Annotated in this window: 30 protein-coding genes and 1 riboswitch; of the genes, 12 read left to right on the top strand and 18 right to left on the bottom strand. The window is 68.1% G+C overall.

Going from position 1 to position 26,653, the window contains the following annotated elements; genetic code table 11:
- Positions 1-420 precede the first annotated feature (420 nt).
- The 3 genes from C8263_RS12925 to C8263_RS12920 all read right to left on the bottom strand — a co-directional run bounded on the left by C8263_RS12925 (position 421) and on the right by C8263_RS12920 (position 2,276).
- The gene (locus C8263_RS12925) at positions 421-939 is read right to left on the bottom strand and encodes a MerR family transcriptional regulator (RefSeq protein WP_146160677.1); all 519 of its coding nucleotides are present in this window, start codon (positions 937-939) and stop codon (positions 421-423) included.
- A 56-nt stretch (positions 940-995) separates the two neighbouring features.
- The gene (locus C8263_RS19315; RefSeq protein ID WP_158263802.1) at positions 996-1,142 is read right to left on the bottom strand and encodes a hypothetical protein; all 147 of its coding nucleotides are present in this window, start codon (positions 1,140-1,142) and stop codon (positions 996-998) included.
- 141 nt (positions 1,143-1,283) lie between these two features.
- Complete coding sequence (locus C8263_RS12920) at positions 1,284-2,276, bottom strand: malate dehydrogenase (protein ID WP_107138542.1); 993 nt, start codon at positions 2,274-2,276, stop codon at positions 1,284-1,286.
- A gap of 184 nt (positions 2,277-2,460) precedes the next feature.
- Between C8263_RS12920 and C8263_RS12915 the strand changes: the two genes are divergently transcribed.
- The gene (locus C8263_RS12915) at positions 2,461-3,537 is read left to right on the top strand and encodes a GGDEF domain-containing protein (RefSeq protein ID WP_107138541.1); all 1,077 of its coding nucleotides are present in this window, start codon (positions 2,461-2,463) and stop codon (positions 3,535-3,537) included.
- 15 nt (positions 3,538-3,552) lie between these two features.
- Here the strand turns inward: C8263_RS12915 and C8263_RS12910 are convergent, their stop codons facing one another.
- The 4 genes from C8263_RS12910 to C8263_RS12895 form a co-directional block, all read right to left on the bottom strand.
- Positions 3,553-4,374, bottom strand: a complete 822-nt coding sequence (locus C8263_RS12910) for an enoyl-CoA hydratase/isomerase family protein (protein ID WP_107138540.1) — start codon at positions 4,372-4,374, stop codon at positions 3,553-3,555.
- A gap of 40 nt (positions 4,375-4,414) precedes the next feature.
- On the bottom strand, positions 4,415-5,347 hold the full coding sequence (locus tag C8263_RS12905) for an ABC transporter substrate-binding protein (RefSeq protein ID WP_158263801.1): 933 nt from the start codon (positions 5,345-5,347) through the stop codon (positions 4,415-4,417).
- A 229-nt stretch (positions 5,348-5,576) separates the two neighbouring features.
- The gene (locus C8263_RS12900; RefSeq protein WP_107138538.1) at positions 5,577-6,080 is read right to left on the bottom strand and encodes a hypothetical protein; all 504 of its coding nucleotides are present in this window, start codon (positions 6,078-6,080) and stop codon (positions 5,577-5,579) included.
- A 121-nt stretch (positions 6,081-6,201) separates the two neighbouring features.
- Positions 6,202-6,990: a response regulator gene (locus C8263_RS12895; RefSeq protein WP_107138537.1), complete on the bottom strand. Its 789-nt coding sequence runs from the start codon at positions 6,988-6,990 to the stop codon at positions 6,202-6,204.
- A 116-nt stretch (positions 6,991-7,106) separates the two neighbouring features.
- On the opposite strand from C8263_RS12895, the gene C8263_RS12890 reads away from it, so the two are divergent.
- Both C8263_RS12890 and C8263_RS12885 read left to right on the top strand, forming a co-directional pair.
- Complete coding sequence (locus C8263_RS12890) at positions 7,107-7,625, top strand: DinB family protein (protein ID WP_107138536.1); 519 nt, start codon at positions 7,107-7,109, stop codon at positions 7,623-7,625.
- Positions 7,622-8,287 (top strand): HD domain-containing protein, encoded by a 666-nt coding sequence (locus tag C8263_RS12885; protein ID WP_233218802.1) that lies wholly within the window; start codon positions 7,622-7,624, stop codon positions 8,285-8,287. Before C8263_RS12890 ends, C8263_RS12885 begins: the two co-directional genes overlap by 4 nt.
- A gap of 13 nt (positions 8,288-8,300) precedes the next feature.
- On the opposite strand, the gene C8263_RS12880 is transcribed toward C8263_RS12885, so the two are convergent.
- A complete protein-coding gene (locus C8263_RS12880; protein ID WP_107138535.1) occupies positions 8,301-8,732 on the bottom strand; it encodes a MarR family winged helix-turn-helix transcriptional regulator in 432 nt (143 codons plus the stop codon).
- 413 nt (positions 8,733-9,145) lie between these two features.
- On the opposite strand from C8263_RS12880, the gene C8263_RS12875 reads away from it, so the two are divergent.
- Entirely contained in the window at positions 9,146-11,380 is a 2,235-nt protein-coding gene (locus C8263_RS12875; RefSeq protein ID WP_107138534.1) for an ATP-binding cassette domain-containing protein, read from the top strand.
- A 128-nt stretch (positions 11,381-11,508) separates the two neighbouring features.
- Here the strand turns inward: C8263_RS12875 and C8263_RS12870 are convergent, their stop codons facing one another.
- From C8263_RS12870 to C8263_RS12860, 3 genes are all read right to left on the bottom strand, one after another.
- A complete protein-coding gene (locus C8263_RS12870; protein WP_107138533.1) occupies positions 11,509-12,129 on the bottom strand; it encodes a histidine phosphatase family protein in 621 nt (206 codons plus the stop codon).
- The gene (locus C8263_RS12865; protein WP_107138532.1) at positions 12,126-12,569 is read right to left on the bottom strand and encodes an acyl-CoA thioesterase; all 444 of its coding nucleotides are present in this window, start codon (positions 12,567-12,569) and stop codon (positions 12,126-12,128) included. The genes C8263_RS12870 and C8263_RS12865 overlap by 4 nt, the downstream gene beginning before the upstream one ends.
- An 89-nt stretch (positions 12,570-12,658) precedes the next feature.
- On the bottom strand, positions 12,659-12,880 hold the full coding sequence (locus C8263_RS12860; protein ID WP_146160676.1) for a hypothetical protein: 222 nt from the start codon (positions 12,878-12,880) through the stop codon (positions 12,659-12,661).
- Between the two features lie 115 nt (positions 12,881-12,995).
- On the opposite strand from C8263_RS12860, the gene C8263_RS12855 reads away from it, so the two are divergent.
- Positions 12,996-13,196: a hypothetical protein gene (locus C8263_RS12855; protein ID WP_107138530.1), complete on the top strand. Its 201-nt coding sequence runs from the start codon at positions 12,996-12,998 to the stop codon at positions 13,194-13,196.
- A gap of 206 nt (positions 13,197-13,402) precedes the next feature.
- On the opposite strand, the gene C8263_RS19310 is transcribed toward C8263_RS12855, so the two are convergent.
- Positions 13,403-13,576 carry a hypothetical protein gene (locus C8263_RS19310; protein ID WP_158263800.1) on the bottom strand — a complete coding sequence of 58 codons (174 nt, stop codon included), beginning with the start codon at positions 13,574-13,576 and terminating at the stop codon, positions 13,403-13,405.
- Positions 13,577-13,703: 127 nt separating this feature from the next.
- On the opposite strand from C8263_RS19310, the gene C8263_RS18960 reads away from it, so the two are divergent.
- Both C8263_RS18960 and C8263_RS12850 read left to right on the top strand, forming a co-directional pair.
- The gene (locus C8263_RS18960; RefSeq protein WP_146160675.1) at positions 13,704-13,901 is read left to right on the top strand and encodes a hypothetical protein; all 198 of its coding nucleotides are present in this window, start codon (positions 13,704-13,706) and stop codon (positions 13,899-13,901) included.
- Positions 13,902-14,132: 231 nt separating this feature from the next.
- Positions 14,133-14,201, top strand: a riboswitch (guanidine-III (ykkC-III) riboswitch).
- 21 nt (positions 14,202-14,222) lie between these two features.
- Positions 14,223-14,543: a DMT family transporter gene (locus tag C8263_RS12850; RefSeq protein WP_107138529.1), complete on the top strand. Its 321-nt coding sequence runs from the start codon at positions 14,223-14,225 to the stop codon at positions 14,541-14,543.
- Positions 14,544-14,596: 53 nt separating this feature from the next.
- Here the strand turns inward: C8263_RS12850 and C8263_RS12845 are convergent, their stop codons facing one another.
- The gene (locus tag C8263_RS12845) at positions 14,597-15,688 is read right to left on the bottom strand and encodes a quinone-dependent dihydroorotate dehydrogenase (protein ID WP_107138528.1); all 1,092 of its coding nucleotides are present in this window, start codon (positions 15,686-15,688) and stop codon (positions 14,597-14,599) included.
- Positions 15,689-15,755: 67 nt separating this feature from the next.
- On the bottom strand, positions 15,756-16,214 hold the full coding sequence (locus C8263_RS12840) for an RrF2 family transcriptional regulator (RefSeq protein ID WP_107138527.1): 459 nt from the start codon (positions 16,212-16,214) through the stop codon (positions 15,756-15,758).
- A gap of 101 nt (positions 16,215-16,315) precedes the next feature.
- On the opposite strand from C8263_RS12840, the gene C8263_RS12835 reads away from it, so the two are divergent.
- From C8263_RS12835 to C8263_RS12820, 5 genes are all read left to right on the top strand, one after another.
- Positions 16,316-17,098 carry a hypothetical protein gene (locus tag C8263_RS12835; RefSeq protein ID WP_107138526.1) on the top strand — a complete coding sequence of 261 codons (783 nt, stop codon included), beginning with the start codon at positions 16,316-16,318 and terminating at the stop codon, positions 17,096-17,098.
- 337 nt (positions 17,099-17,435) lie between these two features.
- Positions 17,436-17,648 (top strand): hypothetical protein, encoded by a 213-nt coding sequence (locus C8263_RS19670; RefSeq protein ID WP_233218801.1) that lies wholly within the window; start codon positions 17,436-17,438, stop codon positions 17,646-17,648.
- On the top strand, positions 17,632-17,934 hold the full coding sequence (locus tag C8263_RS19665; RefSeq protein ID WP_233218800.1) for a GNAT family N-acetyltransferase: 303 nt from the start codon (positions 17,632-17,634) through the stop codon (positions 17,932-17,934). Before C8263_RS19670 ends, C8263_RS19665 begins: the two co-directional genes overlap by 17 nt.
- A gap of 302 nt (positions 17,935-18,236) precedes the next feature.
- Complete coding sequence (locus C8263_RS12825; protein ID WP_107138525.1) at positions 18,237-20,123, top strand: chorismate-binding protein; 1,887 nt, start codon at positions 18,237-18,239, stop codon at positions 20,121-20,123.
- A complete protein-coding gene (locus C8263_RS12820; RefSeq protein ID WP_107138524.1) occupies positions 20,120-20,821 on the top strand; it encodes an aminotransferase class IV in 702 nt (233 codons plus the stop codon). Before C8263_RS12825 ends, C8263_RS12820 begins: the two co-directional genes overlap by 4 nt.
- A gap of 79 nt (positions 20,822-20,900) precedes the next feature.
- Here the strand turns inward: C8263_RS12820 and C8263_RS12815 are convergent, their stop codons facing one another.
- The 4 genes from C8263_RS12815 to C8263_RS12800 form a co-directional block, all read right to left on the bottom strand.
- A complete protein-coding gene (locus C8263_RS12815) occupies positions 20,901-23,357 on the bottom strand; it encodes a cbb3-type cytochrome c oxidase subunit I (RefSeq protein WP_107138523.1) in 2,457 nt (818 codons plus the stop codon).
- Positions 23,354-24,574, bottom strand: a complete 1,221-nt coding sequence (coxB, locus tag C8263_RS12810) for a cytochrome c oxidase subunit II (RefSeq protein ID WP_408608063.1) — start codon at positions 24,572-24,574, stop codon at positions 23,354-23,356. Before coxB ends, C8263_RS12815 begins: the two co-directional genes overlap by 4 nt.
- Before the next feature lie 182 nt (positions 24,575-24,756).
- Positions 24,757-25,671: a heme o synthase gene (locus tag C8263_RS12805; protein WP_107138521.1), complete on the bottom strand. Its 915-nt coding sequence runs from the start codon at positions 25,669-25,671 to the stop codon at positions 24,757-24,759.
- Positions 25,668-26,639 (bottom strand): COX15/CtaA family protein, encoded by a 972-nt coding sequence (locus C8263_RS12800; protein WP_107138576.1) that lies wholly within the window; start codon positions 26,637-26,639, stop codon positions 25,668-25,670. The genes C8263_RS12805 and C8263_RS12800 overlap by 4 nt, the downstream gene beginning before the upstream one ends.
- Positions 26,640-26,653 lie beyond the last annotated feature (14 nt).

The following is a 26,653-nucleotide window of genomic DNA, read 5'->3' as shown; positions in this document are numbered from 1 at the left end:
CAGGGTCATACGGACTGCCGTCCATTTCCGTAACATCCGGGAAGAAGGGCGATGTTCCCCGCCTTCGGCGCTGTTTCAGCCCAGTTCCCGGAAATCCGCCTTTATTCCTGCGCCCTCCGGTCGGAAAAATTCCGTCACACATGACGAAATCGTTCGGAATCCGTATCAGAGGCGCGTTTTTCTCCCGCTCGCGCTGCTCGGATGGCGCCGCTCCTGCACCGGGTGGGGTGGGCGTCCGTCTCAGACGGACTGCCGTCCTTCTCCGGAATATCCGGGAAGAAAGGGGACGTTCCCCGCCTTCGGCTGGGGGCGGTTCAATGCCCGGACAGCCGCCTCTTTTTCTGCTCTGCTCCGCAGCGCTGCGAGTCCCTCTGGTCGGAAACATTCCGTCATGGGGTACGGCCTTGTTCGGAACCCGTCTCAGGTGGGCGCGCTGTCACTGGGCGCCAGCGCCGCCGCCAGGGCGCGGGCCTGTTCCAGCTGGCGGGTCAGCGTGGCCTGCTTCTGCTCCAGGCCGGCAATGGCCGCCTGCACACGGGTAAGGACCGTGGCCTTGAGCTGGGCCAGCTGCTCTGCATCAGGGTGTTCTTCGGTGCGGTGCAGCGTCACAGTCAGGCCCCCCTGTGAGGCCAGCCCCAGCAGTTGCTGCCCCTGCAAAAAAGCGCGCACCTCTTCCAGGGTCAGGCCCAGGGCCTGCCACTGCTGCACGCCGCGCAGTTCCGCCACGTTGGGCAGCAGAAAGCGGAACTTGCCGTTCACGCGCATGGGGTGCAGCAGGTCCTCGCGCAGGAGGTGGCGCACGGTGGTGGCGGGCAGGCCCATCAGCGCCGCAAAGCGCCCGATGCCCACGCCGCGCAGGTCGAAGAGCGCCTCAAAGACCTCTGGGCCGCCGCACATCACCGCCAGCTGTTCGCGCTGCTCGGCGGGCATGGTGGTCATCAGGGCTTCGCGCAGGCCCTGAACCGCCGAGCGAAAATTTGCGGCGCTGATGTCCACTACGCCAGCCGCCGTATGGTCAGGGTGATTTCCCAGCGGGGCAGGCGCAGGGCGGGCCACCGCAGCCGCGTCCAGCGGGCCTGCCGGGCGTCCTCGTGGCGGGCAGTCAGCGTCTGCGTCCAGTCCTGTGCGTTCATGGCATTCATGGTGAACCTCCGGCCTTCAGCATGGAACGTGCAGCGAACTGCACGTCAAGCGGGGGGGTCAGCGGACAGATGGCCCATGGCAAAAGGCAGATGGCAGAGACCCAGCTGGGCCATCTGCCATTCGCCATTTGCCTTCTGCGCTTACTTCACCAGACCCAGCTTGCGCACCTCGTCGCGCTCCTCTTCCAGTTCCCGGGCCGTGGCGTCCATCTTGCCCCGGCTGAACTCGCTGACCTCCAGGCCCTGCACAATGTCGTACTGGCCGTTCTTGCAGGTCACGGGAAAGCCGTAGATCAGGCCCTCGGGCACGCCGTAGCTGCCGTCACTGGGAATGCCCATGCTGACCCACTCGCCCTCCGGGGTGCCCAGCGCCCAGTCGCGCATGTGGTCAATGGCGGCGCTGGCTGCACTGGCCGCGCTGCTCAGGCCACGGGCCTCAATGATGGCGGCGCCGCGCTTGGCCACGGTGGAGATATAGCTGTTCTCGTACCAGTCGCGGTCCACCTGCTCCAGGGCGCTCTGGCCGTTCACGGTCGCCGCCGACAGATCGGGGTACTGGGTGGAAGAGTGGTTGCCCCAGATGGTGAGGTTCTTGATGGCGCTCACTGGCTGCCCGGTCTTTTCGGCCAGCTGGGAAATGGCGCGGTTGTGGTCCAGGCGCACCATGGCCGTGAACTGCCCCGGCTTCAGGTCGGGCGCGTTCTGCTGGGCAATCAGGGCGTTGGTGTTGGCGGGGTTGCCCACCACCAGCACCTTCACGTCCCGGCTGGCCACCGCGTTCAGGGCTTCACCCTGAGGCTTGAAGATGCCGCCGTTGGCGCCCAGCAGGTCACCGCGCTCCATGCCGGCCTTGCGGGGCATGGCGCCCACCAGCAGGGCGTAGTCGGCGTCCTTGAAGGCCACCATGGGATCGTCGCTGGTCACCACGTCGGCCAGCAGGGGGAACGCGCAGTCGCGCAGTTCCATCACGACGCCCTGCAGCGCCTTCAGGGCCGGGGTGATTTCCAGCAGCTGCAGGATGACGGGCTGGTCCTTGCCCAGCATGTCGCCGGACGCGATGCGAAACAGCAGGCTGTAGCCAATCTGGCCAGCGGCGCCAGTCACGGCGACACGGACGGGTTGCTTGGTGGTCATGGGGGGTTCCTCCTGAAGGAATGGTTTTTCGCCTGACAATAACGCGGCGCGCCGGACAAGGGGCCAAGTTCCCCGGACGGGAACAGCCTGCTCCCTCCTCTCAGTCTGCCCTCTTGTCCCAGCCTGTCTTGACCTCCAGGGCCGCGAGGCTTCTGTCAGGGGGCGCGCTCTAGCGTCAGGGCCGATGCTGCCCCTGCCCTTCCCCGCAGAACCCACCGCGCACGAACAGCAGTTCCGGCGGCACGCCCTGCTGGCGGTGGTGGCCCTGTCCCTGGCCACCTCGGCGTTCGGCCTGCTGGTGGCCCACCCGCTGAACTGGGGCCCCGGGGTCACCACCGGGCTGGCCCTGCTGACGGTGAAAAACGTGCTGTTTTTGCTGTGGTTGCAGGTGTTTGCGCGGCATTACGTGCTGGTGGGGGCGCTCCACCTGCTGATTCTGGGGGCCACCGGCGTGTACAAGTTCGCTCAGGCAGTGCTGGTCGAGCAGATGGTGGGCGGCCTGGGCACCTATTCGTACTGGCTTCCCCTGGCCTATGTGGTGGCCTTTCTGGTGTTTCCTGGGCGGGTGGCGACCGCCGCTTCGCTGGGCATCTTCGCGGCCCTGAGCGCCGTTGTTGGGGTGTGGCTGGCCAGCGGCGCTGGGCTGAGCGCCAGCCAGCAGAGCAATTCGGCGCTGCTGGTGCAGCTGCTGCTCTCGCACGTCACCTTTATCAGCTTCTTCGTGCTGTTTGGCCTGCTGCAGCGCCGCTATGTGGGCGCCCTGGCCGCCGCCCAGAGTGAGGCCCGCGCCGGGTACCTCGACGCCCTGACCGGGGTGCCCAACCGCCGCCAGCTGACCCTGTGGCTCTCGGCGCAGCTGGACGGCCCCGCGCGCGCACCCCTGAGCGTGATTCTCCTGGACCTGGACCGCTTCAAGCAGATCAACGACACCCACGGCCACGACTACGGCGACGAGGTGCTGCGGCGCACGGCCTCCGCGATGGGCGGGGTGCTGCGCCGGGGCACGCTGTTCGGGCGCTGGGGCGGCGAGGAATTTCTGGTGATTCTGCCGGGCGCGGGCGCCGCCGAGGCCCAGGGCGTGGCCGAACGCATCCGGCAGGCGGTGGCCGGGGTGCCGCACGACCGGGTGCTGCAGGTCACCGCCAGCCTGGGGGTGGCGCAGGGCGAACCCGGCGAGCGTATGGAAACCCTGCTCAGGCGCGCCGACGAGGCCCTGTACGCCGCCAAACACGCGGGGCGCAATCAGGTCAAAGCGGCGTAAGTGGCCGGGGGCCCCTCAGATTGGCGCGTCGTCCTGAAACTTCGGCGCCCGCTTCTCTCGCAAGCTGCTCAGGCCCTCGTGCACGTCCGGGCCGGTAAAACCCAGGAATTCCAGCGCGAGGCTGGCGTCAAAGGTGGGGCCCATGGCGCGCAGCCAGTTGTTCAGGGCGTACTTGGTCCAGCGCACGGCGCTGGGGCTGCCCGCCGCCAGCCGCCGCGCCACGGCCCAGGCACGGTCCAGCAGTTCGTCGTCGGGCACGCACAAGCTCACCAGCCCAATGCGCTCGGCCTCCTCGCCGCTCACGCTCTCGCCGGTCATCAGCAGGTATTTGGCCTTGTTCAGCCCGCACAGCAGCGGCCAGATGATGGCGGCGTGGTCCCCGGCCGCCACACCCAGTCGCACATGGCCGTCAAGCAGCCGGGCACTTCGCGCCGCAATACTCACGTCGGCCAGTAGCGCCACCGCCAGCCCGGCGCCCACGCAGGGACCATGAATGGCACTGACCACCGGCTTGCCGCAGTTGATGACGTTGTACACGAGGTCACGCGCTTCCTTCCACACCCGGGCCAGCGCGGTGAAATCCCCGGCCATCTCTTCAATCAGGGTAAAGTCGCCGCCACTGGAAAAGCCCCGGCCCTCGCCGCGAATCAGCACGCAGCGCACGCCAGCCGTGTCATCAATGTCCCGCCACACCGTGGTCAGGGCGCGGTGGGCGCGGGCATCCACCGAATTCAGCGTCTTTTCACTCTGAATGACGATCTCCAGAAGGCCGCCGTCGTGCAGCGTCAGGGTCAGCCCGGGGTAGGCCCCCGGCGCGGTCAGCTGGTCAAGGTTCACCCTGGCAGGGTACGGCACCCGGGGCCAGCCGTGGCCCGGGCTAGCGCCGGATCAGTTTGGCCAGCGCCTCGGCGCGTTTCAGGTCGGTCAGGGGGCCGCTGGAGGCTTCCTGGGGGTCCAGCGGGTAGGTGTAGACCGGCTTGCCCAGGCGGCGCAGCACGGTGTCGGTGGCGTTGGGCGGCACCAGTTGGCCATCATTCAGGCGGCGCAGAATCAGCACGCGGTCGGTTTTCAGGCTCAGCAGTTCCTCGGCATTCAGCTGTTTGAAGCTGATGTTCGGATCAATCCCGGCCGGCGTGTTGAGGGTCAGCCCCAGAACTGAAAGGGTGCGGCTGAACGAAAACCCCCGCCCCAGCACCATCACGGAACCCGGCTCATACATGTACAGCAGCGTGGTGTTGGGTGCGGCGCGGGCCACAGGCGCCAGCCCCGCCTTCAGGGACGCCATGCGGGTGTCGTAGGTCTGGAGGTAACGCGCCGCCTGGGCCGACTTACCGAACAGGCGGCCCAGATCGCCCAGCGCAGTGCGCCAGGGAACGGTGTCGTAGTCGTAGGCCAGCGTGGGGGCCAACTTCCGCACGGCCTCAAAGGTGGTGCGGCTGCCGTCTCCCCCATCCATCAGGATCAGGTCGGGTCTCAGGGCCGCCAGCAGTTCGGCCGAAGGTTTGTCGTAGGCGCCCACATACACCGCTTCTGTGAGGCTGCTCCGGGCCAGGGTGGTCAGATTCTGGGCGCGCTGCCCCAGGCGCCCCTCAATACGCCCGGACCCGAAGCCCACCGCCCGGATGCCCAGCACACTCAGCAGCTCGGCCTGCTCCTCACTCAGGGTCACCACGCGCGAGGGCATTCGCGCAAAGGACACACCGCCGAAATCATGCTTGAGCACCAGCGGAAACACACCCGCCGCCAGGGACACCGGAACGGCCAGCAGGCCAGAAAGAAGCAGCAGGCGACGAACACTGAAACACGACATAGCTTTCATTTTCGCTTAATCCGATTGGATTAGTCAACTTAAAGACGCTGTCCCTCACAGTGCGACTGTTCAGGAGAGCACCGAACAGGCTCCACGCCCGGTGCAACGTCCTTTTTTTCAAGACTCGCTCTGCGGTGCCGCTGTCCACGCCCACTCGGTTGATCGGGGGCTTGGCAGCGACTTCCTTAGCACACTGGGGCGCAGCCTCCAGCGCCCCAGCCGCCGATGTTCAGGTCGGCAGTAGCAGAGTGGGCCGGGCCTCCAGCGCCACGCTGCCCGCTGTATCCAGACGCGCCAGCACCGCCTCGAAAGCCCAGTCGCGGGCCCAGAGCCGCTTGAGGGCCTGCAGCGCTGCTGTGCCGGGGGGCGCCCACACCGCAGGCTCGCCCGTCGCCCCGCCGGGACGGCGCACGGTCACGGTCTGCGGCAGGCCTGCCCTGGCCAGGGCGCGGTAAAAGTCCTGGACCGCGTCGTCCATCAGGTAGGTGGTGCGGATCAGGGCCTGGGCCTGTTCGGCCAGGGGTTCCAGGGCGTCCTCGTCAATGCGGGCGGGGCGAATGGGCGCAAACAGGCGCCGGAGCTGTTCAGGCAGGTTGCCGCCCCGGTAGAACGCCTCTTCAAACCCGGCCGGCACGATCAGGCCCGGCACGCCCTGCGCGGCAAGGGTCTGGGTTTCGGACGCCGCATCTGGGGGGGCGGCGCTTCCACGGGCCAGCTCGGCCAGGGTCAGCATGCCGGCACTGTAGCGTGCCGCCGGACGTGCCAGGAGCCCCACCCCAGCAGGCGCCCGGTGCCTGGCTGGCCCAGGGCCCTGGGCCACTTCACTCGGGCCACCGTCTTCACTCGGGCCACCGTCAGTTCAGGCGCTGGCGCAGCCACGCCTTGACGGCGCTGGCCGTGGGGGTATCGCGCACCAGAATGGCCGCCAGCCCCCCGGGCACCGGGCACAGAACCAGCGCCTGCTCCTGGAATTCCACCTGCACGGCGCGCAGCGGCCCCGACTGCGCGACATGCTGCGCCAGGGTCTGCGCGGCATTGAACAGAAAGCGCACATAAGCCGTGATTTCCCCGGTCACACTGGTCGTGGTGCCCAGCACCGCGCCGCGCCCGTCCAGCACCAGCGCCGCGCTGACCCCGGGGAGCACGCCCAGCCCCGCCAGCAGGGTGCTGGCCAGTTCGGCCACCTTCAGGCGTTCGGCCGCCTCGTCCACGGCGGGTACTGGGGGCGGGGCCGGCGCGGCGGCCCCGGCCGGCTCGGGCAGCAGCACGTCGCGGCCCAGCCAGCCCTTCAGGGCAGGAAACAGCTGCTCGGCGCGCAGCGGTTTGCGCAGCACGTCCAGCACGCCCAGGGCGTGCGCCTGCGCCCGCAGTTCCTCTTCCACAATGCCCGTCATGAACACCACCGGCAGGCGGGGATGGCGGCGGCGCAGCTGCTCGGCCAGTTCCACGCCGCTCATACCGGGCATGCGCACATCGGTCAGCACCAGCGCCGTGTCGGGGGTCACGCTGTCCAGCGCCGCGCGGCCACTGTCCACCAGGGTCACCGGCAGGTGGGGCCGCAGCAGGGCGTTCATGCTCTGCAGCAAACCCGGGCTGTCATCCACGATCAGGATGGAAGGGGACCGGGCAGCGGCAGCAGTCATGCGCCCAGCGTAGACAGCGGCCCGTCACCCACCACTTACGCAGAGCTGACGCCGCGTGAGCTTTCTCACCTGTTCTCATCAAAAGCGCCCCCCTGTCTGGGGGCATACTGCGGGGCATGACCCAGCACGCGCGGCAGTTTCCCCTTGGGCCCATTCCAGACCCCGACCGCACGGCAGCGGGCCTGCAGGCGGCAGCGGCGCGCATGGCGCAGGCCACCAGCGACTGGCATGCCCTGCTGGCCGGGCGCAGCGCGGCGGACCTGGCCCGCACCTACCGCCCCGGGGGGTGGACGGTTCACCAGCTGGCCCACCATGTGGCCGACGCCCACCTACATGGCCTGAACCGGCTGCGCTTCGCCCTGACCACCCCGGACTACGTGATTCAGCCTTTCGACCAGGACGCGTGGCTGACCCTGCCCGACGCCGCGCTGCCGGTGCAGGACGCCCTGGCGCTGCTGACCGCCGTGAATGGGCGCTGGGTGGCCCTCCTGGAAGGCACAGACCCCACGCAGCTTTCCCGCCGGGTGCGGCACCCCGATGAGGGCGAGCAGGACCTGTGGCGCCTGGTGGCCAAACACGACTGGCACCTGCGGCATCACCTCGCCCACGCGCGGCTGGCCCTGGAGTCCGCTTGACCTCGCCCCTGCAGCCACTGCTGGCCCACGACCCCCGGCTGGGCGCTGTCTGGACCTGGGTACAGGCCCACATGCGCCGCGACGCCGCCCACGACGAAGGGCATCTGGCGCGGGTGGCCCGCTGGACCATTCGCTGCGCGCCGGAGCAGCCTGCGGCCCTGGCGGTGGCGGCGGCCCTGACCCACGACGTGGTGAACCTGCCCAAGAACCACCCCCAGCGCGCCCAGGCCAGCGACCTCAGCGCCCAGGCGGTGCGCGCGCACCTGCCGGAACTGGGGTTTTCCGCGCCCGAGACGGAAGCGGTGGCGCTGGCCGTGCGTGACCACAGCTTTTCACGCGGGGCCGTGCCGCAGACCCCGCTGGGCGCCGCCCTGCAGGACGCCGACCGACTGGATGCTCTGGGCGCGCTGGGGGTGCTGCGGGTGGCGGGCGTGGGCGGGCAACTGGGCCGGGCCCTGCTGCACCCCGAAGACCCCTGGGCCCAGGCCCGGCAACCTGATGACCTGACCTATACCGTGGACCACTTCTTTACCAAGCTGCTGCGCCTGGACGGCACCTTCCGCACCCTGCCCGGCCAGACCGAGGCGCGGCGGCGCACCCTGACCATGCGCGCCTTCCTGGCTGAACTGGCCAGTGAACTGGAAGTGGCCCCGCCGGGATAGGGCTGCCTTGCGCCTACAGCACCCGTTCCACGGCGGCCAGCACCGCCGCCGCGTCCTTCAGCGCCGCCTCGTCCAGCCCGTTCGCCACCCGGTTGGCCCAGGTGGCCTGGGCCTCTTCAATGACACTCAGCACGCGCTGGCCCTCCAGGGTCAGGCGCAGCAGCTTGGCGCGGCGGTGATCAGGGTTGGGTTCGTAAGCGGCCAGGCCGTCTCCCACCAGCAGGTCCGCCGTGCGCTGCACGCTCTGGCGGGTCAGGCCCAGGGTGCGGGCAATGGCCGCTACACTCTGGGGCCCATGGTCCACACATCCCAGCACCTGCCAGCGGCTGCTGGTCTGGCCGCTAGGGGCCGTCAGCCGGTCGCCGGCGGCCAGCAGCAGGCCGCTCAGCCGCAGCACCTGCACCACCAGATCAGAGAAGGCAGCGGCAGCGGGGGTCAGTGGCATTGCTTGACAGCCTACTGTCAAAACGGGTACGCTGGCCCACTTGACAGCACGCTGTCAAAAGGAGGCCCGTATGACCCTGCTCTCCCGGCGCCCCACGCAGTCCATTCGAGCCCTGGGCAAACGGCTGGACGACTGCCTAAGGGCCTCGCCCCTCCCCCAGGCCAACGGTTCAGAACAGCACAGCACCGTTTCCGGTACGAGGCACTGTGTTCGCCACTCGCGCTGCGGCGCGCATGACGCGGCCGGACATCAAGGCGGCCCTGAGAGCACGCTCGCCCGAGTTTGCCGCTGCGCGCCCCTCTGAGCAGTGATATGCCGCCTCCCTGAAGGCACGAAGTTAAATCTCCGATGAAGGCTCACCGTGGGGCATTTTCACATCTGGCTCAGAGACGCTGGAGGCAGGAGGGAGAGCGATGACAGAACGACGCTTCATTGAGGTGCGCGGCGCGCGCGAACACAACCTGCAGAACGTTTCGCTGGACATTCCCAAGGGCAGGGTCACGGTGTTCACCGGCGTGTCGGGCTCGGGCAAGTCCTCGCTGGTGTTCGACACGGTGGCCGCCGAGGCGCAGCGGCAGCTGAACGAGACGTTTACCGCCTTTGTGCAGGGTTTTCTGCCGCACTACGGCCAGCCGGACGTGGACCGCGTCACGTACCTGAACGCGCCCGTGATCATCAACCAGAAGCGGGTGGGCGGCGGCTCACGCTCCACCGTGGGCACCTACACCGACATCGCCGCGCCGCTGCGGCTGCTGTTCTCGCGCGCAGGGCAACCCTTTGCCGGGCCGGCCTTCGCCTTTTCCTTCAACACGCCGCAGGGCATGTGCCCGGAGTGCGAGGGCATTGGCCGCACCACGCAACTGGACCTGGAACGGCTGCTGGACCGCACGAAGTCCCTGAACGGCGGCGCCATCCTGCACCCCGATTACGGGGTCGGCAAGTGGCTGTGGAAAACCTACGCCCTGAGCGGCCTGTTCGACAATGACAAGCCGCTGGACGCCTACAGCGAGCGCGAGTGGCACGATCTGCTGCGCGGCCAGGACCTGAAAGTCTCGCTGGGCGAGATCAACATGACCTATGAAGGGCTCCTTCCCCGCTTTCAGCGCATGTACCTCAGCCGGGACGCGGCGAGCATGTCGGACCGGGGGCGGGCCGTGCTGGAGCGCTTTACCACCTCGGCCGTGTGCCCGGTGTGCAGCGGGGCGCGGCTGAACGCGGCGGCGCTGGCCTGCCGCATCCAGGGCCGCAACATTGCCGAACTGTCGGCGCTGGAAGCCACCGAGCTGCTGGCCTTCTTGCAGGACCTGAGTGATCCGGCGGCGGCCCGGGTGGCGTCGCACCTGCGCGAACGCCTCTCGCACCTGATTGGCATTGGCCTGGGGTACCTGAGCCTGGGCCGCGAAACCGCCACCCTGTCGGGCGGTGAAAGCCAGCGCCTGAAACTGGTGCGCCACCTGGGCAACAGCCTGACCGACATGCTGTACGTGCTGGACGAGCCCAGCGTGGGCCTGCACCCGCGCGACGTCTCGCGCCTGACGGGGCTGCTGGCGCAGCTGCGCGACAAGGGCAACACCGTGCTGGTGGTGGAACACGACCCGGACGTGATTCGCGTGGCCGACCATATCGTGGACATGGGGCCCGGCGCCGGGGTGCATGGGGGGCAGGTGGTTTTTGAGGGCACCTACGCGGCGCTGCAACAGGCGCCCACGCTGACCGGGCGGCACCTCGCCCAGCAACTGCCTCTGAAAACCGAGGTGCGCTCACCGCGCGGCTGGCTGAAGGTGGAAGGCGCGCGCGTGCATAACCTCAAGAATGTCTCGGTGGAGCTGCCCACCGGGGTGCTGACTGTGGTGACAGGCGTGGCCGGTTCGGGCAAGAGCACCCTGATTCACGAGGTCTTCTTGCCGCTTCACCCGGACGCCGTGGTGATTGACCAGTCGCGCGTGACCGCCAACAGCCGCTCGGCGCCGGCCACCTACACCGGCATCATGGACCCCATCCGCAAGGCGTTCGCCAGGGCCAGCGGCCAGAGCCCCAGCCTGTTCAGCTTCAATTCCGAGGGCAGCTGCCCCACCTGCAGTGGCCTGGGCGTGGTGTACACCGACCTTGCGTTCATGGAGGGCGTGAGCGCTGTGTGCGAGGTTTGCGAGGGCCAGCGCTTTCGCCCCGAGGTGCTGCGGCATACCCTGCGCGGGCAGACCATCAGCGGCGTGCTGAACATGACCGCCGAGGCCGCGCTGGCCTTTTTCACTGAAAAGCCCATTCGCGCGGTGCTGCAGGCCATGAACGACGTGGGCCTGGGGTACCTGACGCTGGGCCAGCCCCTGAGCACCGTGTCGGGCGGCGAGGGCCAGCGCCTGAAACTGGCCACCGAACTGCACAAGAAGGGCAGCGTGTATGTGATGGACGAACCCACAACGGGGCTGCACCTCTCGGACATTGGCCTGCTGCTGAACATCGTGGACCGGCTGGTGGACGGCGGCAACACCGTCATCTTGATTGAACACCAGCTGGACGTGATCCGGCAGGCCGACTGGCTGATTGACCTGGGGCCGGAGGGGGGCCGGGCGGGAGGCGAGGTGCTGTACAGCGGGCCGCCGAAGGGGCTGCTGGGGTGTGAGCGGTCGGTGACGGCGCGGTTTTTGTAGGGGCTATGGGCTATGGGCTCTGAGCCATGAGGAGAGGCTGGAGGCAAGTCGGCGCTGGCCGCTGGCAGGGGGAACAGGGAGGCGCCTGAATGCCCATGGCCCACAGCTCATGGCTCATGGCCCTCCCTTCACTCCAGATGCGCGTGGTCGTTGTAGGTCAGCAGGGTCCAGCGGCCCTCCACGCGGGTCAGGATGGTCAGGCCCGTGTGGGACAGCTGATAGGGAAAGGGCAGCACGTACCCGGGCTGCGGGGTGGCCGGCCAGCCGAACAGGGCACACAGCAGCGCGCGGATGGCGGCGCCGTGCGAAAAGGCGATGATGCGCCCGCCAGGTAGGGCTTCGGCCCAGTTGCACATGCGGGCAGCCACCTCGTCCAGGCTCTCGCCGCCGGGGGCCGCCAATTGCCAGGGGTCGCGCTGCCACTCGGCGTAGCGGGGGTCGTGCAGCACCTCGTCGGTGGTCACGCCCTCGAAGTCGCCAAACAGCAGTTCGCGCAGGCGCACGTCCAGGATCATGGGGGCGCCCGGCAGCGCCAGTTCGGCGGTGCGCGCCGCGCGGCTCAGGTCGCTGCTGTGCACCTCGTCGTAGGTGCGCCCCGCCAGCCGGGCGCGCAGTTTCAGGGCCTGGGCCTCGCCTGCCTCGCCCAGCGGGGTGTCGGTCCAGCCCTGCCAGCGCCCGGCGCCGTTCCAGTCGGTCAGCGCGTGGCGCACCAGAGTCAGGTGCAGCAGGGGCGAGAAAGGGTCGGTCATGGGCGGGCGTCCGGGTCGGGCTGGGCGCTGCGGGTGTCCTGGCCCTCGGGCAGCGGGGGCACCGGGCGGGGTTTGCCCTGATCGTCCAGCGCCACGAACACGAAAAAGCCGGTGGTCGCCAGTTCCTGATCACCGCTGGCCATGTGCTCGCGGTACACGTCCACCCGGATGGTCATGGAGGTGCGGCCCACGCGCACCACCTGGGCGTCCAGGGCCACGGCGTCGGCCACACGGATGGGCACGTGAAAGTCCACGCCGTCCATGCGGGCCGTCACCACGTTGCCCCCGGCGTGGCGCACGGCGGCAATGCTGGCCGCCTTGTCCATCAGCGACAGCACCCAGCCCCCGAAGGCGGTGCCGTGGTAGTTCGTGTCTTTGGGAAACACCAGTTCCAGCATGCGCGCGCGGCTGCGCGGCGCTTTTTTCGGATTCTCGTCCATCTTGTTTCTCCCTGTTATGCCTGCCGGGCGCGGCAGGCGGTCAGGGGTGAGTGTACAGGCGCGGCGCCCGGCGGTTCCCCACCTGGGGTCTACTCGGTGCCGCGCAGCAGTTCGTACAGCTCCTGTTCCTCGTTCAGGGTGAAGCTGCCCGGCAAGCCCGCCTGGGCCAGAAAGGCCGCCGCCACGTCAATGGCCCGCGCCGAGGCGCTTTCGGGGTCCAGCGGCGCGGCCTGCGTGCGCAACTGGCCGTATTCCAGACGGGCAAGGTACATCGCGGTGGCCACGGCCAAACGTTCCAGAGATGCAGTCATTCCTTACCCTAACAGGGCCGAGCGCCGCGTCCCGCCGCACTTGCCCCGCGCAAGGGCTGCCCCCATCTTGACCACCCTCTCACCGGCGCGCCATGCGGGCGCGGCACGCTGGGGCATGACCCAGAACCCGAATGACCCCAGTATGGGCACCGACCTGACCGAGCAGCAGGCCACCGACCTGAACGCCAAGCCCGGCCGGGGTGATCGCCAGGAACCCGGCGCCCAGATGAATGACGCCGAAGCCGCTCAGGGCGTGAAAAGCGACGCCGAGGGCGAACGGCCCGGTCTCGACCCGGCCACGAAGGGCCCCAGCTAAGTCGCTCGCTGTTGATCTTTAGATCAACCGAGCGGGCTGGAACAGCTGCGCCGCAGAGCGAGTATCGAAAAAAGGACGTTGCACCGGGAGTGGAGACTTTTCAGTGCTTTCCTGAAAAGTCGCAACGTGAGGTGCAACGTCCTTAAAGCCAGAGCAGTGCAAAAGCCCCACCGGCGCAGTGAAGGTCGGTGGGGCTTTTGCACTGCTCAGCTGTGGCCGGGGTCGCTGTCGTCGCTGGGGCGGCCGTGCGTGCCCGGGTCAGCGGGGGCTGGCGGGCCCTTGTCCTGCTGTTCGTGGTTCGTCTGTGGCTGGCCTGCATCCTGGCTGGGCCGTTCGGGGTCGCTGACGGGGGTTTGGGCGCCGTTGTGAAGGTCAGTCATGGGATCTCCTCTCTCCAGGTTGGCACAGGCCCATTTGAACGCGGCCCGGCCCGGCTCAAGGCGCCTTGGCCGTCCGGGAACGCCCACACCGGGGAACGCCCGCAGGCCGCGCCGCGTATCCTGCGGCATGGTTCGTGTTTCTCGGCGTGTGGCCCTGGCGGCAGGTCTGCTGGCGGTGGTGGTGGGGGCGGCGTTCGCCCGTCCGGCTCAGCCGGCCCTGGGCGACGGCGCTGCAGTGGGCGCCTGCCCCGTCTCTGGCCGGGCGCCCATGCCCATTGCCTGCGTGCCCAGTCTGCATTCCGACTGGACGCCCCAGACACACTGACCCGGCGAGCAATAAAGAGCGCCGCGCCGTGAACGCGCCGGGCGAACGCGCTCCCGATCCGGTGAGCGGCGGGGGCACACAGCCCGTGTGTCCCCGCTGGTTGCGGTAGAGACTGCCCCCTGCACCACCTTTGACATCGCCGCGCCGCCCGCTTCAAGGTCTGCCGCCGTGGCTCACGCCGCCCTTACACCCCTCTCCTTTCCTGCTTACACAGGCCGCCTATACTGGTTTCAATCGCCCCCAGCGGGCCGATTCCGGACGAGAGCCCCGCCGTACCCGGTCACGACAAGACGGCGCAGAGCACAGTGGAGGTGTCTCGTCATGGCATGGATGTTGCTGGTGATCGCAGGTTTGCTGGAGATTGGCTGGGCCATTGGCCTGAAATACACGGAGGGCTTTACCCGGCCCCTGCCCACGGCGCTGACCCTCCTGAGCATGGTGGCCAGCATGGGCCTGCTGGGGCTGGCGGCCAAAACGCTGCCTATCGGTACGGCGTATGGCGTCTGGGTGGGTATCGGCGCGGTGGGCGCGGCCATTCTGGGCATCGTGCTGTTTCAGGAACCCGCCACCGCGCCGCGCCTCTTTTTCATGGTGCTGATGGTGGTGGCCATTGTGGGCCTGAAGGCGACGAGCGGACATTAGGGTTGATGGCGAACAGTTGACAGTTGATGGAAACAGCTGTTCACCGTCTACCTTTAACCTGTAACGTCCATCCCCACTGCCTCTGTCACGTGGCCCACGCCATCGCGGCGCAGCAGTTCGGTCAGGCCGGTGTTCAGTTCGCGCACAAGGCCCGGGCCCCGGTAGATCAGGGCGGAATACACTTCAACGAGGCTGGCTCCGGCGCGAATCTTGTCATAGGCGTCCTGGGCAGTGAAAATACCGCCCACACCCACGATAGGCACGCGGCCCCTGGTCAGGCGATAGGCCTCGCGCACCAGTTCGGTGGACCGTGCCGTGAGGGGGCGCCCGCTCAGACCGCCGGCTTCGTTCTGGGCAGGGTGACTCAGGCCATCCCGCGCCAGGGTGGTGTTGCTGATGATCAGGCCTGCCGCGCCGGCGCCCACCACCGCGTCCACACTGGCCTCAAAGTCGGCGGGGTGCAGGTCGGGGGCCAGCTTCACCAGTACGGGGGGCCGGCGGGTGGTGCGCACGCGGCCCGCCTCCACTTCATCCAGCACCTCGCGCACCAGGGCGCCCAGCTCATCGGCGGCCTGCAGGGCGCGCAGGCCCGGCGTGTTGGGGCTGCTGACATTGACCACGAAGGCGTCGGCCACCCCTTGCAGGGCGGCCACACAGCGGCGGTAGTCCTGCGCGGCGGCCTCGTTGGGCGTGGCCTTGTTCTTGCCGATATTCACCCAGACAGGCGCCGGGCGGGCGCCCAGGGCATCCAGGCGGGCATACAGGGCCGCCGCGCCGCCGTTGTTAAAGCCCATGCGGTTGATCAGCGCCTCGTCAGGGGGCAGGCGAAACAGCCGGGGGCGGTCGTTGCCTGGCTGCGGCTGGGGCGTCACCGTGCCCACTTCTATAAACCCAAAGCCCAGCGCGCTGAAGGCGGGCACCGCCACCCCGTTCTTGTCCAGGCCCGCCGCCAGCCCCACGGGCGAGGCGAAGGTCTGTCCCCACAGGTTATGCGCCAGCGCCGCGCCGCCCGGCACCGTCAGGGCACGCGCCGCCTGTGGCCACAGCGGCACCTTTGAGGCGGCTTCCAGACCCGCCAGGGTGAGGTGGTGGGCGTCTTCAGCGTCGAGGTGGAAGAGCAGCGGTTTCAGCAGCGAGCGGTACACACAGGGAAGATAGTGGATGGTTGATGGAGGGACTTAAGCCATTCCATCAACCATCTCCCTTCAACCATCAACCCGGATGGGGGTAACTGCCCTCCAGCTGCACCAGCCGCGCATGCTGCTGACGTTCGCTTTCCACCATCAGATCAGCCAGGGTGGTGCCGCCCAGCACCTCGCGCAGCGCGGCGTCCACGCGGTGCCACAGGCTCTGGGTGCCGCAGACATTCTGGCTCTCGCACACGTGGTCATCTTCCACGCACGACACCGGGGCGATGCTGCCTTCCATGGCGGTCACCACGTCATAGGCGTTGATCTCGTGCGGCGGCCGGGCCAGACGGTACCCGCCGTGCGCGCCGCGAATGCTGCGAATAAAGCCGGCGCGGCGCAGGTTGCTGGCAATCTGTTCCAGGTAATGCTGGCTGATGCCCTGGCGTTCCGAGACGTCTTTGAGGGGCACAGCCTCGCCGCCCCGCCGCGCGATCTCGATCAGGGCGCGCAGCCCGTATTGCGCTTTGGTGGACACCCACATGGCCCCAGTGTACCCCGATAAACCCGGATAGACCGTAAGGGTTTCCTGGAAGGTCCTTCCACGAAACGCCCACGCAACGCCCCCACCTGTACCCTGCCGCCATGAACACCCAGAGCCTTCGCCGCGCGGCACTGACCGCCCTTGGCGCCCTGACCCTGACCACGCTGGCACCCGCCGGGGCCAGTTGCTTTCTGTTCATCTGCAGCCTGGAGGCCACGGGGGGCCTGGCCACGAACGGACAGGTGGACGCCATCTACCGCGAGGTGCTGGGGCGCCCCAGCAGTGTGCAGGAGCGCAGCCTGTGGGCCACGCGCGGCTACCGCGACGACGCTCTGAGCGCGACCCAGGAAAACCAGGTGCGCGCCGAACTCACCCGCAACCTGCATGCCCCCGGCGCGGCCGCCATCCTGACCGACCTGACCCGGCGCGTCTTTTTCGATGCGATGGGCGGCACCCCGCACCCGAACAATCCCTTTTTCAAACTGCTGGGCAAGCTGGCACAGAAACCCGACAGCACCTACAGCAGCCTGCTGGCCTTTACCCGCACCTACCTGCAAGACCCCCAGATTGACGGCGCCCGCGAGGGCCTGATTCGCGCGGCGTTCATGCGCAGCCTGGGCCGCACGGCCAGCACCGCCGACCTGACGTACTGGCAGGCCAATATCAAGGCCAACGGCACCACCTACCAGGAGGTCATGCGCGCCGCCCAGGACTGGGTGCTGGCCGCCGGCAACGAAGCCGAATTCGCCGCCCTGATCCGCCGCGCCTTCAAGGCGGCGGGCCGCGCCGACCCCACCAACGCCCAGATTGTGCAGATTCGCCTGGCCAACCAGGACACACGGCGCACTTTCGACGGCTGGAAGACGTTTATTCAGAGGTTCTGACGCGAAAACCTTCTGCCAACCCTTCTGAGACGGACTCCGATTGAATCCAGCATTCTGCCGGATGAAATCCGAGCGGAGCGAGGAGAAAAATGGGTTCCAGGCGTGGAGTTAAGTAGCTCGCTGTTGATCTTTAGATCAACCGAGCGGAGCGAGTATCGAAAAAAGTACGTTGCACCGGGAGTGGAGACTTTGCGGTGCTCTCCTGCAAAGTCGTAACGTGAGGTGCAACGTACTTAGCAATCCGGTTCTGTTCCGGATTGTGGGCTTTACAGACGGAATCCGTATGAGGCACAGAAAGCTGGCGCCCAATCCCCGAGCGCCATGCCACCATACGCCGATGACGCTCCGCCTTGAGCCCTTTCAACCGGCCTTTGAAGCCGCGCTGCTGAACCTGGTGCTGTCCCCAGAGCCACTGGCCTTTACCGCTCATCCCCGTGACCTGCTGACCCAGGTGCAGGCGGACCCAGACCGGCTGGCGGTGGCTCTTCTGGACGGCGAACGCCCGGTGCCCGGTGGGCCTGTTTGCTCTGTCGGTGGGCGCCCACTGTGACAAATACCTGCCGCAGCCCGACCCCGGCGCCGTGGCCCTCAGCGCCCTGAGCGTGGACGCCCGCGAGCAGGGACGCGGCCTGGGCACGGCAGCCATGCGCGCCCTGCCCAGTTTTGTCCCCAGGCATTTTCCTCAGGCGCGGCGTGTGGTGCTGGCCGTTAACCAGCGCAACCCCGCCGCCCGGCGCACCTACGACCGCGCCGGCTTTGCCCTGCTCGGCGAGCGCCAGGGCCCTGCCGGCCCCCAGTGGGTGATGACCCTGCCCCTCCTCTTAAGCACCCCATAAGCGCACAACCGTTCCCCACCCCTCCTCGCCTCCACCTCATGTCTTTTGAAAAGGAGAACCTTCTGGGCCGCACCAAGACGTCTTGCCCCACCACGGCCCAGGTCCAGACGAGGCCGTCGTGCGCGGAGCGCGCGGGCCATGGCGCGAAGGCGGAGGAGGGCGTCGAAGCCGGACACGTGACCGAACGGAGCGAACCCGCCAACTTCAGTCGAAACTCTTGCCCAGCGCAGCGCCGCTCTCCCTGCCCCTCTGGGGGGCTGACCGCAGCCAATGCCCCCATCCCCCCCCGCTACAATCCCCCCGTGACCGCCCTTCTCCCCTCCACCCTCTCCCCCGCCGACGCCCTGCGCCGCCTGCACGCCGCCGGCGCCCCGGGCCTCGTGCTGCTGGAATCTCTGGGCCCTGTCACGCCGGACAGCCGCTGGACCTTTCTGAGCGCGTGGCCCGGGGCGGTGCGCCGCGACCTGCCCACCCCCCCCAAAGGCCAGACCTTCTTCCCCGCGTGGCTGGGCGGCCTGAAGTACGAGGCGGCGCGTGCGTTTGGCCTGCCCACCCACGCCCCCCAGGGGCAGGCCATGTGGTGGGGCTTTTACTCCTCCGGGCTGGTGTGGGACCGGCAGGCGGGTACCCTGGCCGTGGTGGGCGAGCCGCATGTGGACTGGGCCGGGCTGCTGGGCGCTGACCCGGGCCCTGAACCCACCCTGAGCGTGGGCCCCTTCGGCGCCGACGACGTGGATTACCCCGCCGGGGTGCGCGCCGTGCAGGAGTTGATCCGGGCGGGCGAGGTCTATCAGGTCAACCTCTCGCGCGGCGTACGGGCCGGGGCTCAGGGCGAGCCTCTGGCCGCCTACCTGCGGCTGCGCGAGGTCAACCCCAGTCCGTTCATGGCCTACGCCGACTTTGGCGAGGAAGTGGTGGTGTCGTGCAGTCCGGAGCGGCTGGTGCGCTGGGCCGGGGGGCAACTGAGCGCCCGCCCCATTGCGGGCACCCGCCGCCGGGGCGACACGCCCGCAGAGGACGCCGCCTTTGAAGCCGAGCTGAGAAGCAGTCCCAAGGAGGTGGCCGAGCACACCATGCTGGTGGATCTCGTGCGCCATGACCTGGGCCGGGTGGCGGCGCCGGGCACCGTGACCGTGCCGGACCTGATGCTGGTGGAGCGCTACAGCCACGTGATGCACCTGGTGTCGGAGGTGACGGCCCAGGCCCGCCCCGGCGTTGTCCTGCAGGACGTGCTGGCCGCTACCTTTCCCGGCGGCACCATCACAGGCGCGCCCAAGGAACGGGTGATGGAGGCGATTGCGGCCCTGGAACCGGGGCCGCGCGGCTGGTACACCGGTGGCCTGGGGCTGGTCAGTGGCGCGGCGGTGGACCTGAACATCCTGATTCGCACGGCGGCTTTTACCCGCACGCCGCAGGGCTGGACCGTGGAGGTGCGCGCGGGCGGCGGCACCGTGATTGACGCCGACCCCGCGCGCGAGGCCCGGGAAACGGTGCACAAGGCCCAGGCCCTGCTGTCGGTGCTGTCCGGGGTGCCGGGCCGCCCCGCGCAGGCCCCCGCGCTCCCGGTGCCGGGCCAGCCCTGGGCCCCACCCCCGGCGCTGGAGCACACCCGCCTGAGGGTGCTGCTGCTGGACAACCGCGACTCCTTTACCTGGAATCTGGCCCACGACCTGCTGGCCCTGGGCGCCCAGGTGGACGTGTGGTCACAGCACGAGGACGCCGCCGCCCTGCTGGCCACCCGCCCGGACGCGGTGCTGGTGGGCCCCGGCCCCGGCACACCGGACACGAGCGGCTGCACCCTGGCCCTCACCCGGGCCTGCCTGGAGGGGCAGGTGCCCCTGCTGGGCGTGTGCCTGGGCCACCAGGCGCTGGGGCAGGTGCTGGGCGGGCAGGTCGTGCGCGCGCAGCCGGTGCACGGCCGCCCAGAATATGTGCGGCACGCTGGCACCGGCCTCTTTGCCGGGGTGCCGCAGGCGGCCCCCTTCGGGCGCTACCACTCGCTGGTGGTGCGCGGGCTGCCCGGCGCCCTGATCACCGCCACCAGCGCAGACGGCGAGGCCATGGCCCTGGAAGTGCCGGGGCAGCCTGCCTGGGGCGTGCAGTTTCACCCTGAAAGCGTGCTGAGCCCCGCCGGGCGCGTGCTGCTGGGCAACTGGCTGAGGCTGGCCGCCCGCTGGCCACAGGCATGAAGCCCCTGCCCGACGAGCTGAAGGCCCCGGCGTGGCTTCACGGCATCAGCGCCTTTACCACGGTGCGCACCCGGCACGGCACAGCGCTGCTGTGGCCCGAGCATCTGGCCCGGCTGCGCGGCACCTGTATGGCGCTGGGTCTGCCAGCACCCGCCCCTGACCTACCGCCGCTGCTCCCGCTCCCCTGGGGCCTGCTGCGCGTGACTGTCACAGAGGAGGACACCTTCTGGTCCCATGCCCCGCTGACCCCTGGCCCCCGGCCTGAAAGGGGAGTCACGGTACGCCTGACCACCGTGCAGACGCACCCGCAGCTGGCCGGCCACAAAACCGGCAATTATCTGCCCTACCGGCTGGCCCTGCAGGAAGCCGCCCCAGCCTTCGAGGGCTGGCTGACGGATACCGGGGGTCAACTGGTGGACGGGGCACGCACCTCCCCTGTCCTGGAACTGGGCGGCGCACTTGTGGTGCCTGCGGGCGGCCTGCCGGGCCTGACCCGCTCGGCGTGGCTGGCGGGGCAGGCGTTCACCCAGCGGCCTGTTCAGACGAACGAACTGCCGGGCGTCACCCGGGCCTGGATCTGTGGCAGTGGCGTGGGCGTGGTGCCCGTACGCCGGCTGGAAGGTCCTGACTTCGCCCTTGATCTGCCCCTCAGATGGCCAGCAACTGACCATGCTGCCCTGATCTGGCCTGGGGGATAGGGGGCGGCGCCGCCACGCCCTCTCCCAGCCCACAGCAAAGAGGCGCCCTGTGGCAGGGCGCCTCCCAGACTGTTGGTGCTTACCAGGCGTAGAAGATGGCCACGATCAGCAGCCACACCACGTCCACCAGGTGCCAGTACAGGCTGGCAGGGGTAATGGAGCCGTGGTTGTACTTGTCCATCTTGCCGGTCATGCTCTGGTAGAAGGGCAGCGCGATGCCGGTGCCGCCAATCAGGATGTGCAGACCGTGCAGGCCCACGATGGTGAAGAAGCACGCCTGCCACAGGTTCTGTTTCCAGTCACTTTCCACGCCGAACAGGGCGAACTCGTACACCTGGAAGATCATGAAGATGGCGCCCAGCAGCAGCGTCACGAACATGCCAATGCGGAAGCGGGTGAGCTTGCCGTGGTGGTTGTCCTGCTCGGCGCGGTGAATCACAAAGGAGCTGGCCACCAGCACCAGGGTGTTCAGGGCCGCCAGCCAGATGCTGGGGCGCAGGGCAGGCGGCTCGGCGTTGCCAATCACGCGCAGGTAGACGTAGCCGGCAATCAGCACGCCGAACAGGCCCACTTCCGAGATGATGAACCACGCCATACCCATGAAGCCGTTGTCGTACTTCGTGAGGTGGTGGTGGGCCACCGGCACAGCGTATTCGCGGGTGCCCGCCCACTTGAACAGGCTGTACAGGAACACCGGGAAGCTGAGGTACAGGATGACGGTGGCCAGCTGGAAGCCGAAGCCCGCTTCCCCGAAGGGCCGCAGCCCGGCCGCCGGGGTGTAGTTCGTGAACCAGCCGAAGCTCAGACCGTAGCCCATCAGCAGCAGGCCCACCGCCGTCATGAACGGCCAGATGGAATCCTGGGGCAGATGGATGGTCTTGGGGTCCACGGGCGTCAGGGTCTCACCACTCTGCTCCCAGTCGTACAGGGGGCGCTCGGTGGGGAACGACCGGGGGAACTCGTGGGCGAAGTTGTAGGGCTTGGGTGGGCTGTCGGCCGTCCACTCCAGGGTAAAGCCACCCCAGGGATTGGGCGAGGCCGTGGCCGGGCCACGCACACTTTGCAGCATGTTCCAGACCCACACGATGCCGCCGGCCAGCAGGGTCAGGGCGCCCAGGGTGGACAGGAAGTTCAGCTCGGTCCAGGCAAGGTTGCCCGCCGGGTAGGTGTAGTAGCGCCGGGGCATACCCAGCAGACCCAGGATGTACTGCGGCAGGAAGGTCAGCCACGAACCGATCATGAACAGCCAGAAGTGCACGAGGCCCAGCTTTTCGCTCATGAAGCGCCCGGTCATCTTGGGCCACCAGTAGTACAGGCCGCCCATGGCCAGGAACGCCGTGCCGAACATCATGACGTTGTGGAAGTGCGCCACCACGTAGTAGGACATGGTGACCTGGTAATCGAAGGGAATCATGCCCAGCGAAACACCAGTGATGCCACCAATCAGGAAGTTGAAGATGAAGCCCACCAGCCAGTAGGTCGGCGACTTCATGATGATGCGTCCGCCCCACAGCGTACCGATCAGGTTGAAGATCTTCACGCCGGTCGGCACCGCCACGATCAGGGTGGCGATCATAAAGGCGATCTGCCACGCTTCGGGCAGGCCCACGGCGAACATGTGGTGAACCCACACCAGCAGCGACACGAGCACGATGCCCAGAATCGAGTACACCATCACGCGGTAGCCGAACAGCGGCTTGCGGGCCATGGTGGAGGCGATCTCGGCGCCAATGCCCAGGTAGGGCAGCAGCATCACGTACACGGCCGGGTGTGAGTAGAACCAGAAGAACTGCTGGAACAGCACCGGCACGCCGCCAATGCCGGAGTTGAACATGCTCAGGCCCAGCTTCAGTTCCAGGTAGGTGACCAGCGCCGCCGCCGTCAGACCGCCCAGCGAGATCAGCTGCAGCATGGAGGTGGCAAAGATGCTCCAGACGAAAATGGGCATCTTCCACAGGCTCATGCCCGGGGCGCGCATGTTCACAATCGTGGCGGCGAAGTTGGCCGAGCCCAGCAGCGAGGCGATGCCGTTGAGGGTCAGCGCCACCATCAGCACCGACACGCCGGTCTGGTTGGCGTCCACGGACAGCGGGTAGTAGAAGGTCCAGCCCACGCCGGGGGCGCCGCCGTTGACCAGGCCCAGAATCACCAGGATGAGGCTGAAGATAAACAGCCACACCGCAAAGGTGTTGATGCGCGGCAGGGCCACGTCCCGCACACCCAGCTGCAGCGGCAGAAACCAGTTCCCGAAGCCGAACAGGCCAATGGGAATCAGGAAAAAGAAGATCATCAGGGCGGCGTGGATGGTCAGCACCTGGTTGTAGGTGTTGCCCACCAGGAAGGTGTTGTCCGGCACCGCCAGCTGCAGGCGAATCAGCACTGCCAGAATCCCGGCGATGGCAAAGCCCAGGATGCTGGTGCCGATGTACAGATTCCCGATCTTCTTGTGATCGGTGGTCATCATGTAATCCTTCAGGACATGCCACAGGCCCGGGCGGGCGCCGTGTTCCTGAAGGGGAGCGTGCTGAACGGTCACTGGGTGCCTCCGTTACTGGACGCGCCGATCACCGGCACGTCACGCCAGTAGTCCGCTTCTTCCGGCAGCTTCAGGCTGCGCAGATAGGCGGCCACGGCATTGATCTCCTCATCGGTCAGGCTGTAGCCCTTGGTCGGCTTGCCGTTCACCATGTACTCGGCGCCGTTCTCGTAGGGAGGCATCAGGGCGCCGGGCTTGACGGCGGGGCTGTTCTTCAGCCACGGAATCAGCATGTCCTCGGCCTTCTGCCCTTCCCACATGCCTGCGCCCAGGGTGCGGCGGGTGCCAAAGAAGCTCAGGTCTGGGCCCACCTGACCGCCGGCCGGGGTGCCCTGCACGCGGTGGCAGCCCGCGCAGGAGGCGGCGCCGGTTTCAGGTCGCTTGGGGTCCGTGGCGGGCTTGCCCTGCATAAACAGCTTGTAGCCCAGTTCCTCGGGGCTGCCGGGGGCAGGCTCGGGGGCGCGGTAGGCCTTCATGGCGGCCAGGGTGGCGTCGTAGCGGGCCTGGTCCAGCGCAATCACCTTGTAACGCATGTTGGCGTGGCTGGCCCCGCACAGCTGCGAGCAGTTGCCCTGGTACACACCCGCGCGGTCGGTGTCCACCTGCCAGGTCTTGTTCACAGCCGGCATGGCGGCGCGCTGGCCCCCAATGTTCGGCGCCCAGAAGCCGTGAATCACGTCGCCGCTGGTCACGGTCAGGGCCACGGGCTGCCGGGTGGGCATCAGCATCTCGTTGCCGTTGGCCACCTCGCCGCCCGCGTCGGCTTTTACCTCGGGGTACTCGAAATTCCACCAGAACTGCTTGGCCAGAATGTCAATCTTGGTGGCCTGGTCCGGGGTGGGGTTCAGGATCGCCATGGAGCGCACAGTCAGCACGCTCAGGAAAATCACGATCACGACCGGCACCGCCACCAGCCAGACTTCCAGCTTGTTGTTGCCGTGAAACTGCGCGGGAGGGGCGTCATGCTTGTCTTCACGGAACTTCTGCACCGTGTAGAACAGCGCAAACGACACGCCGAAGAAGATGATGATGGACAGCGCGATGGCCCAGATGCTCATCACCCAGATTTCCCGGTTGAACGCGGAGGCCATGTCCCCAATCGAAAGGCTCTGCTGCGCCTGCTGACAGCCGGTGAGCAGGGCCGAGCCCAAAACCGCCAGGGGGGCCAGTGCCCACCTGGATCGCCGTGTGCCGCTGTGGCGGTGTGTGGTATTCAACGTCACTCCTTTCCTCTTCCTCGCAGTGTAAAACGTTCTGCGCGCCCTTGCGTGGAGCCGCGCGGTCCAGACCAGGGCCCGGCCCCGCGCTGCCGGCCGCGCGCTCATTCTACCGAGCGGTCAGCCCCGCCCCGCATGAGATCAGATGGGGGCGGAGGCAAGTGTCCTGTGGGTGCGCGGCGTTACGCCAGCAGCGCGCGGTCCACCGCGCCCGCCACAAACAGCAGCGCGAGGTACAGCATGGAATACAGGTACAGCGGCACCGCCACCTTGCGCTCGACCTTGTGCCCGGCCATCACATGGCGGTAGAGCCGCCACGACAGCACCAGCAGCCAGCCGCCCAGGCCCAGCGCCGAGAGGAAATACAGCCCGCCCACCTCCTGAAAGAAGACCGGCATGACGGACAGCACCACCGTGTAGATGGCGTACAGGCCAATCTGGGCCACCGTGAGCTTGTCGCCGTGGACCACCGGCAGCATGGGAATGCCCACCTCGCGGTACTCGTCTTTGATCATCAGGGCCAGGGCCCAGAAATGCACCGGGGTCCAGAAGAAGATGATGGCGAACAGAAACCACGCAAACAGGTTGAGGTCGCCTGTGACGGCCGCCCAGCCCACCAGCGGCGGAAAGCAGCCGGCGGCGCCGCCCAGCACGATGTTGTGCCAGGTGTGGCGCTTGAGCAGCCCGGTATACACCCCCACGTAGGTGACAAAGCCCGCGAGGCTCATCCAGGCGGCCAGCGGCGTGGCCCAGACCCACAGCATCACGAACGACAGAATCTGCAGGGCGGCGCCGAAGGTGGCCGCGTCGCGGGTGCTGATCAGGCCGCTGGTGGTGGGCCGCTGAGCGGTGCGCGCCATTTTCAGGTCAATGTCACGGTCGATGATCATGTTGAACACGCCCGCCGAGCCGGCCGAGGCGTAGCCCGCCACGCTGACCACCAGCAGCAGCCACAGGTCCGGCCAGCCGCGCGCCGCCATGAACATGGCCGCCACGGTGGTCCACAGCAGCAGGCTGATGACCTTGGGCTTGGTGAGCGACAGGTAGTCGCGCCATGTGGCGCGGGGGCGCAGGGCCGGTACGGGTTTGGCGGTCATAGAGTGTCCTTCTGGGGCGCCGGCTGCCCGGTCAGGGCGTGAAAGACCATCAGGGCGGTGGCCAGCCACAGGGCGCAGGCCAGCGCCAGATGGGTCAGCTGCATCCAGTCCGGGGCTTTCAGGGCCACATTGGCAAAGCCCACTGCCATCTGCACCCCAATCAGGGCCCACATCACGGCGCTCCAGCGGCCCACACCCGGGCCTGGGCGCTCGCGGCGCAAAAACACGCCCAGCCACACCAGAAACGCGCTGCTCAGGACTGCCAGCATGGGGTGAACCACGCGCAGGTTCTCGATCAGGGTGGCCGTGGGCCCAAAGTCGCGCTTGACGGTTTCAATGGGCGTGCTCCCGCCCTCGGGCACAAACAGCAAGTCGCCCAGGGCCGTCACGGCGCCGGCCATGCCCAGCAGCAGCAGCAGCACCAGCCCCACGGCGCTCCAGCCGCCCACCAGCCCCTGGGCGCGCAGCCGCAGCCGGGGCGCGCCCCCAGCCCACAGGGCCGTCAGCAGCAGGGCGCCCAGCAGCACAAAGGTGTTGGCAAGGTGAACCCCCTGAATCAGACCGCGTGCCGGGTGGGCCGAATCGGCGGTCAGGCCCAGCACCACCTGCACGGCGCCCACCAGCCCCTCCAGGATAATCAGGCCCAGACTGAGCCCGGCGCCAAAGCGGGCGGGGTGACCCTTGGGCGTGACCTGCGTGGCCAGCGCCACCAGCGCAATCGCCAGCAGGCCGCTCAGCGCACTGGTGACGCGGTGGCTGAACTCAATGGCGGTGTGCAGCCCCGGGCTCTGGGGCACCACCACGCCGTTACACAGCGGCCAGTGGTCGCCGCAGCCGGCCCCGGCTCCCGTGATGCGCACCACGGCGCCCCACAGAATGACCAGCACGTTGTAGGCCAGCGCCGCCCAGGCCAGCCGGGGGAGCCACGCCCCGATCTGGGCACGGGGCACTGTCAGCGTTCCACTCATGGTCACCATCCTCG

Origin of the sequence: Deinococcus arcticus, from assembly GCF_003028415.1 — a bacterium.
GTDB classification, from domain to species: domain Bacteria; phylum Deinococcota; class Deinococci; order Deinococcales; family Deinococcaceae; genus Deinococcus; species Deinococcus arcticus.
Note: the sequence above shows the minus strand (reverse complement) of the source record. Positions and strands in the feature narration are given on the sequence as shown.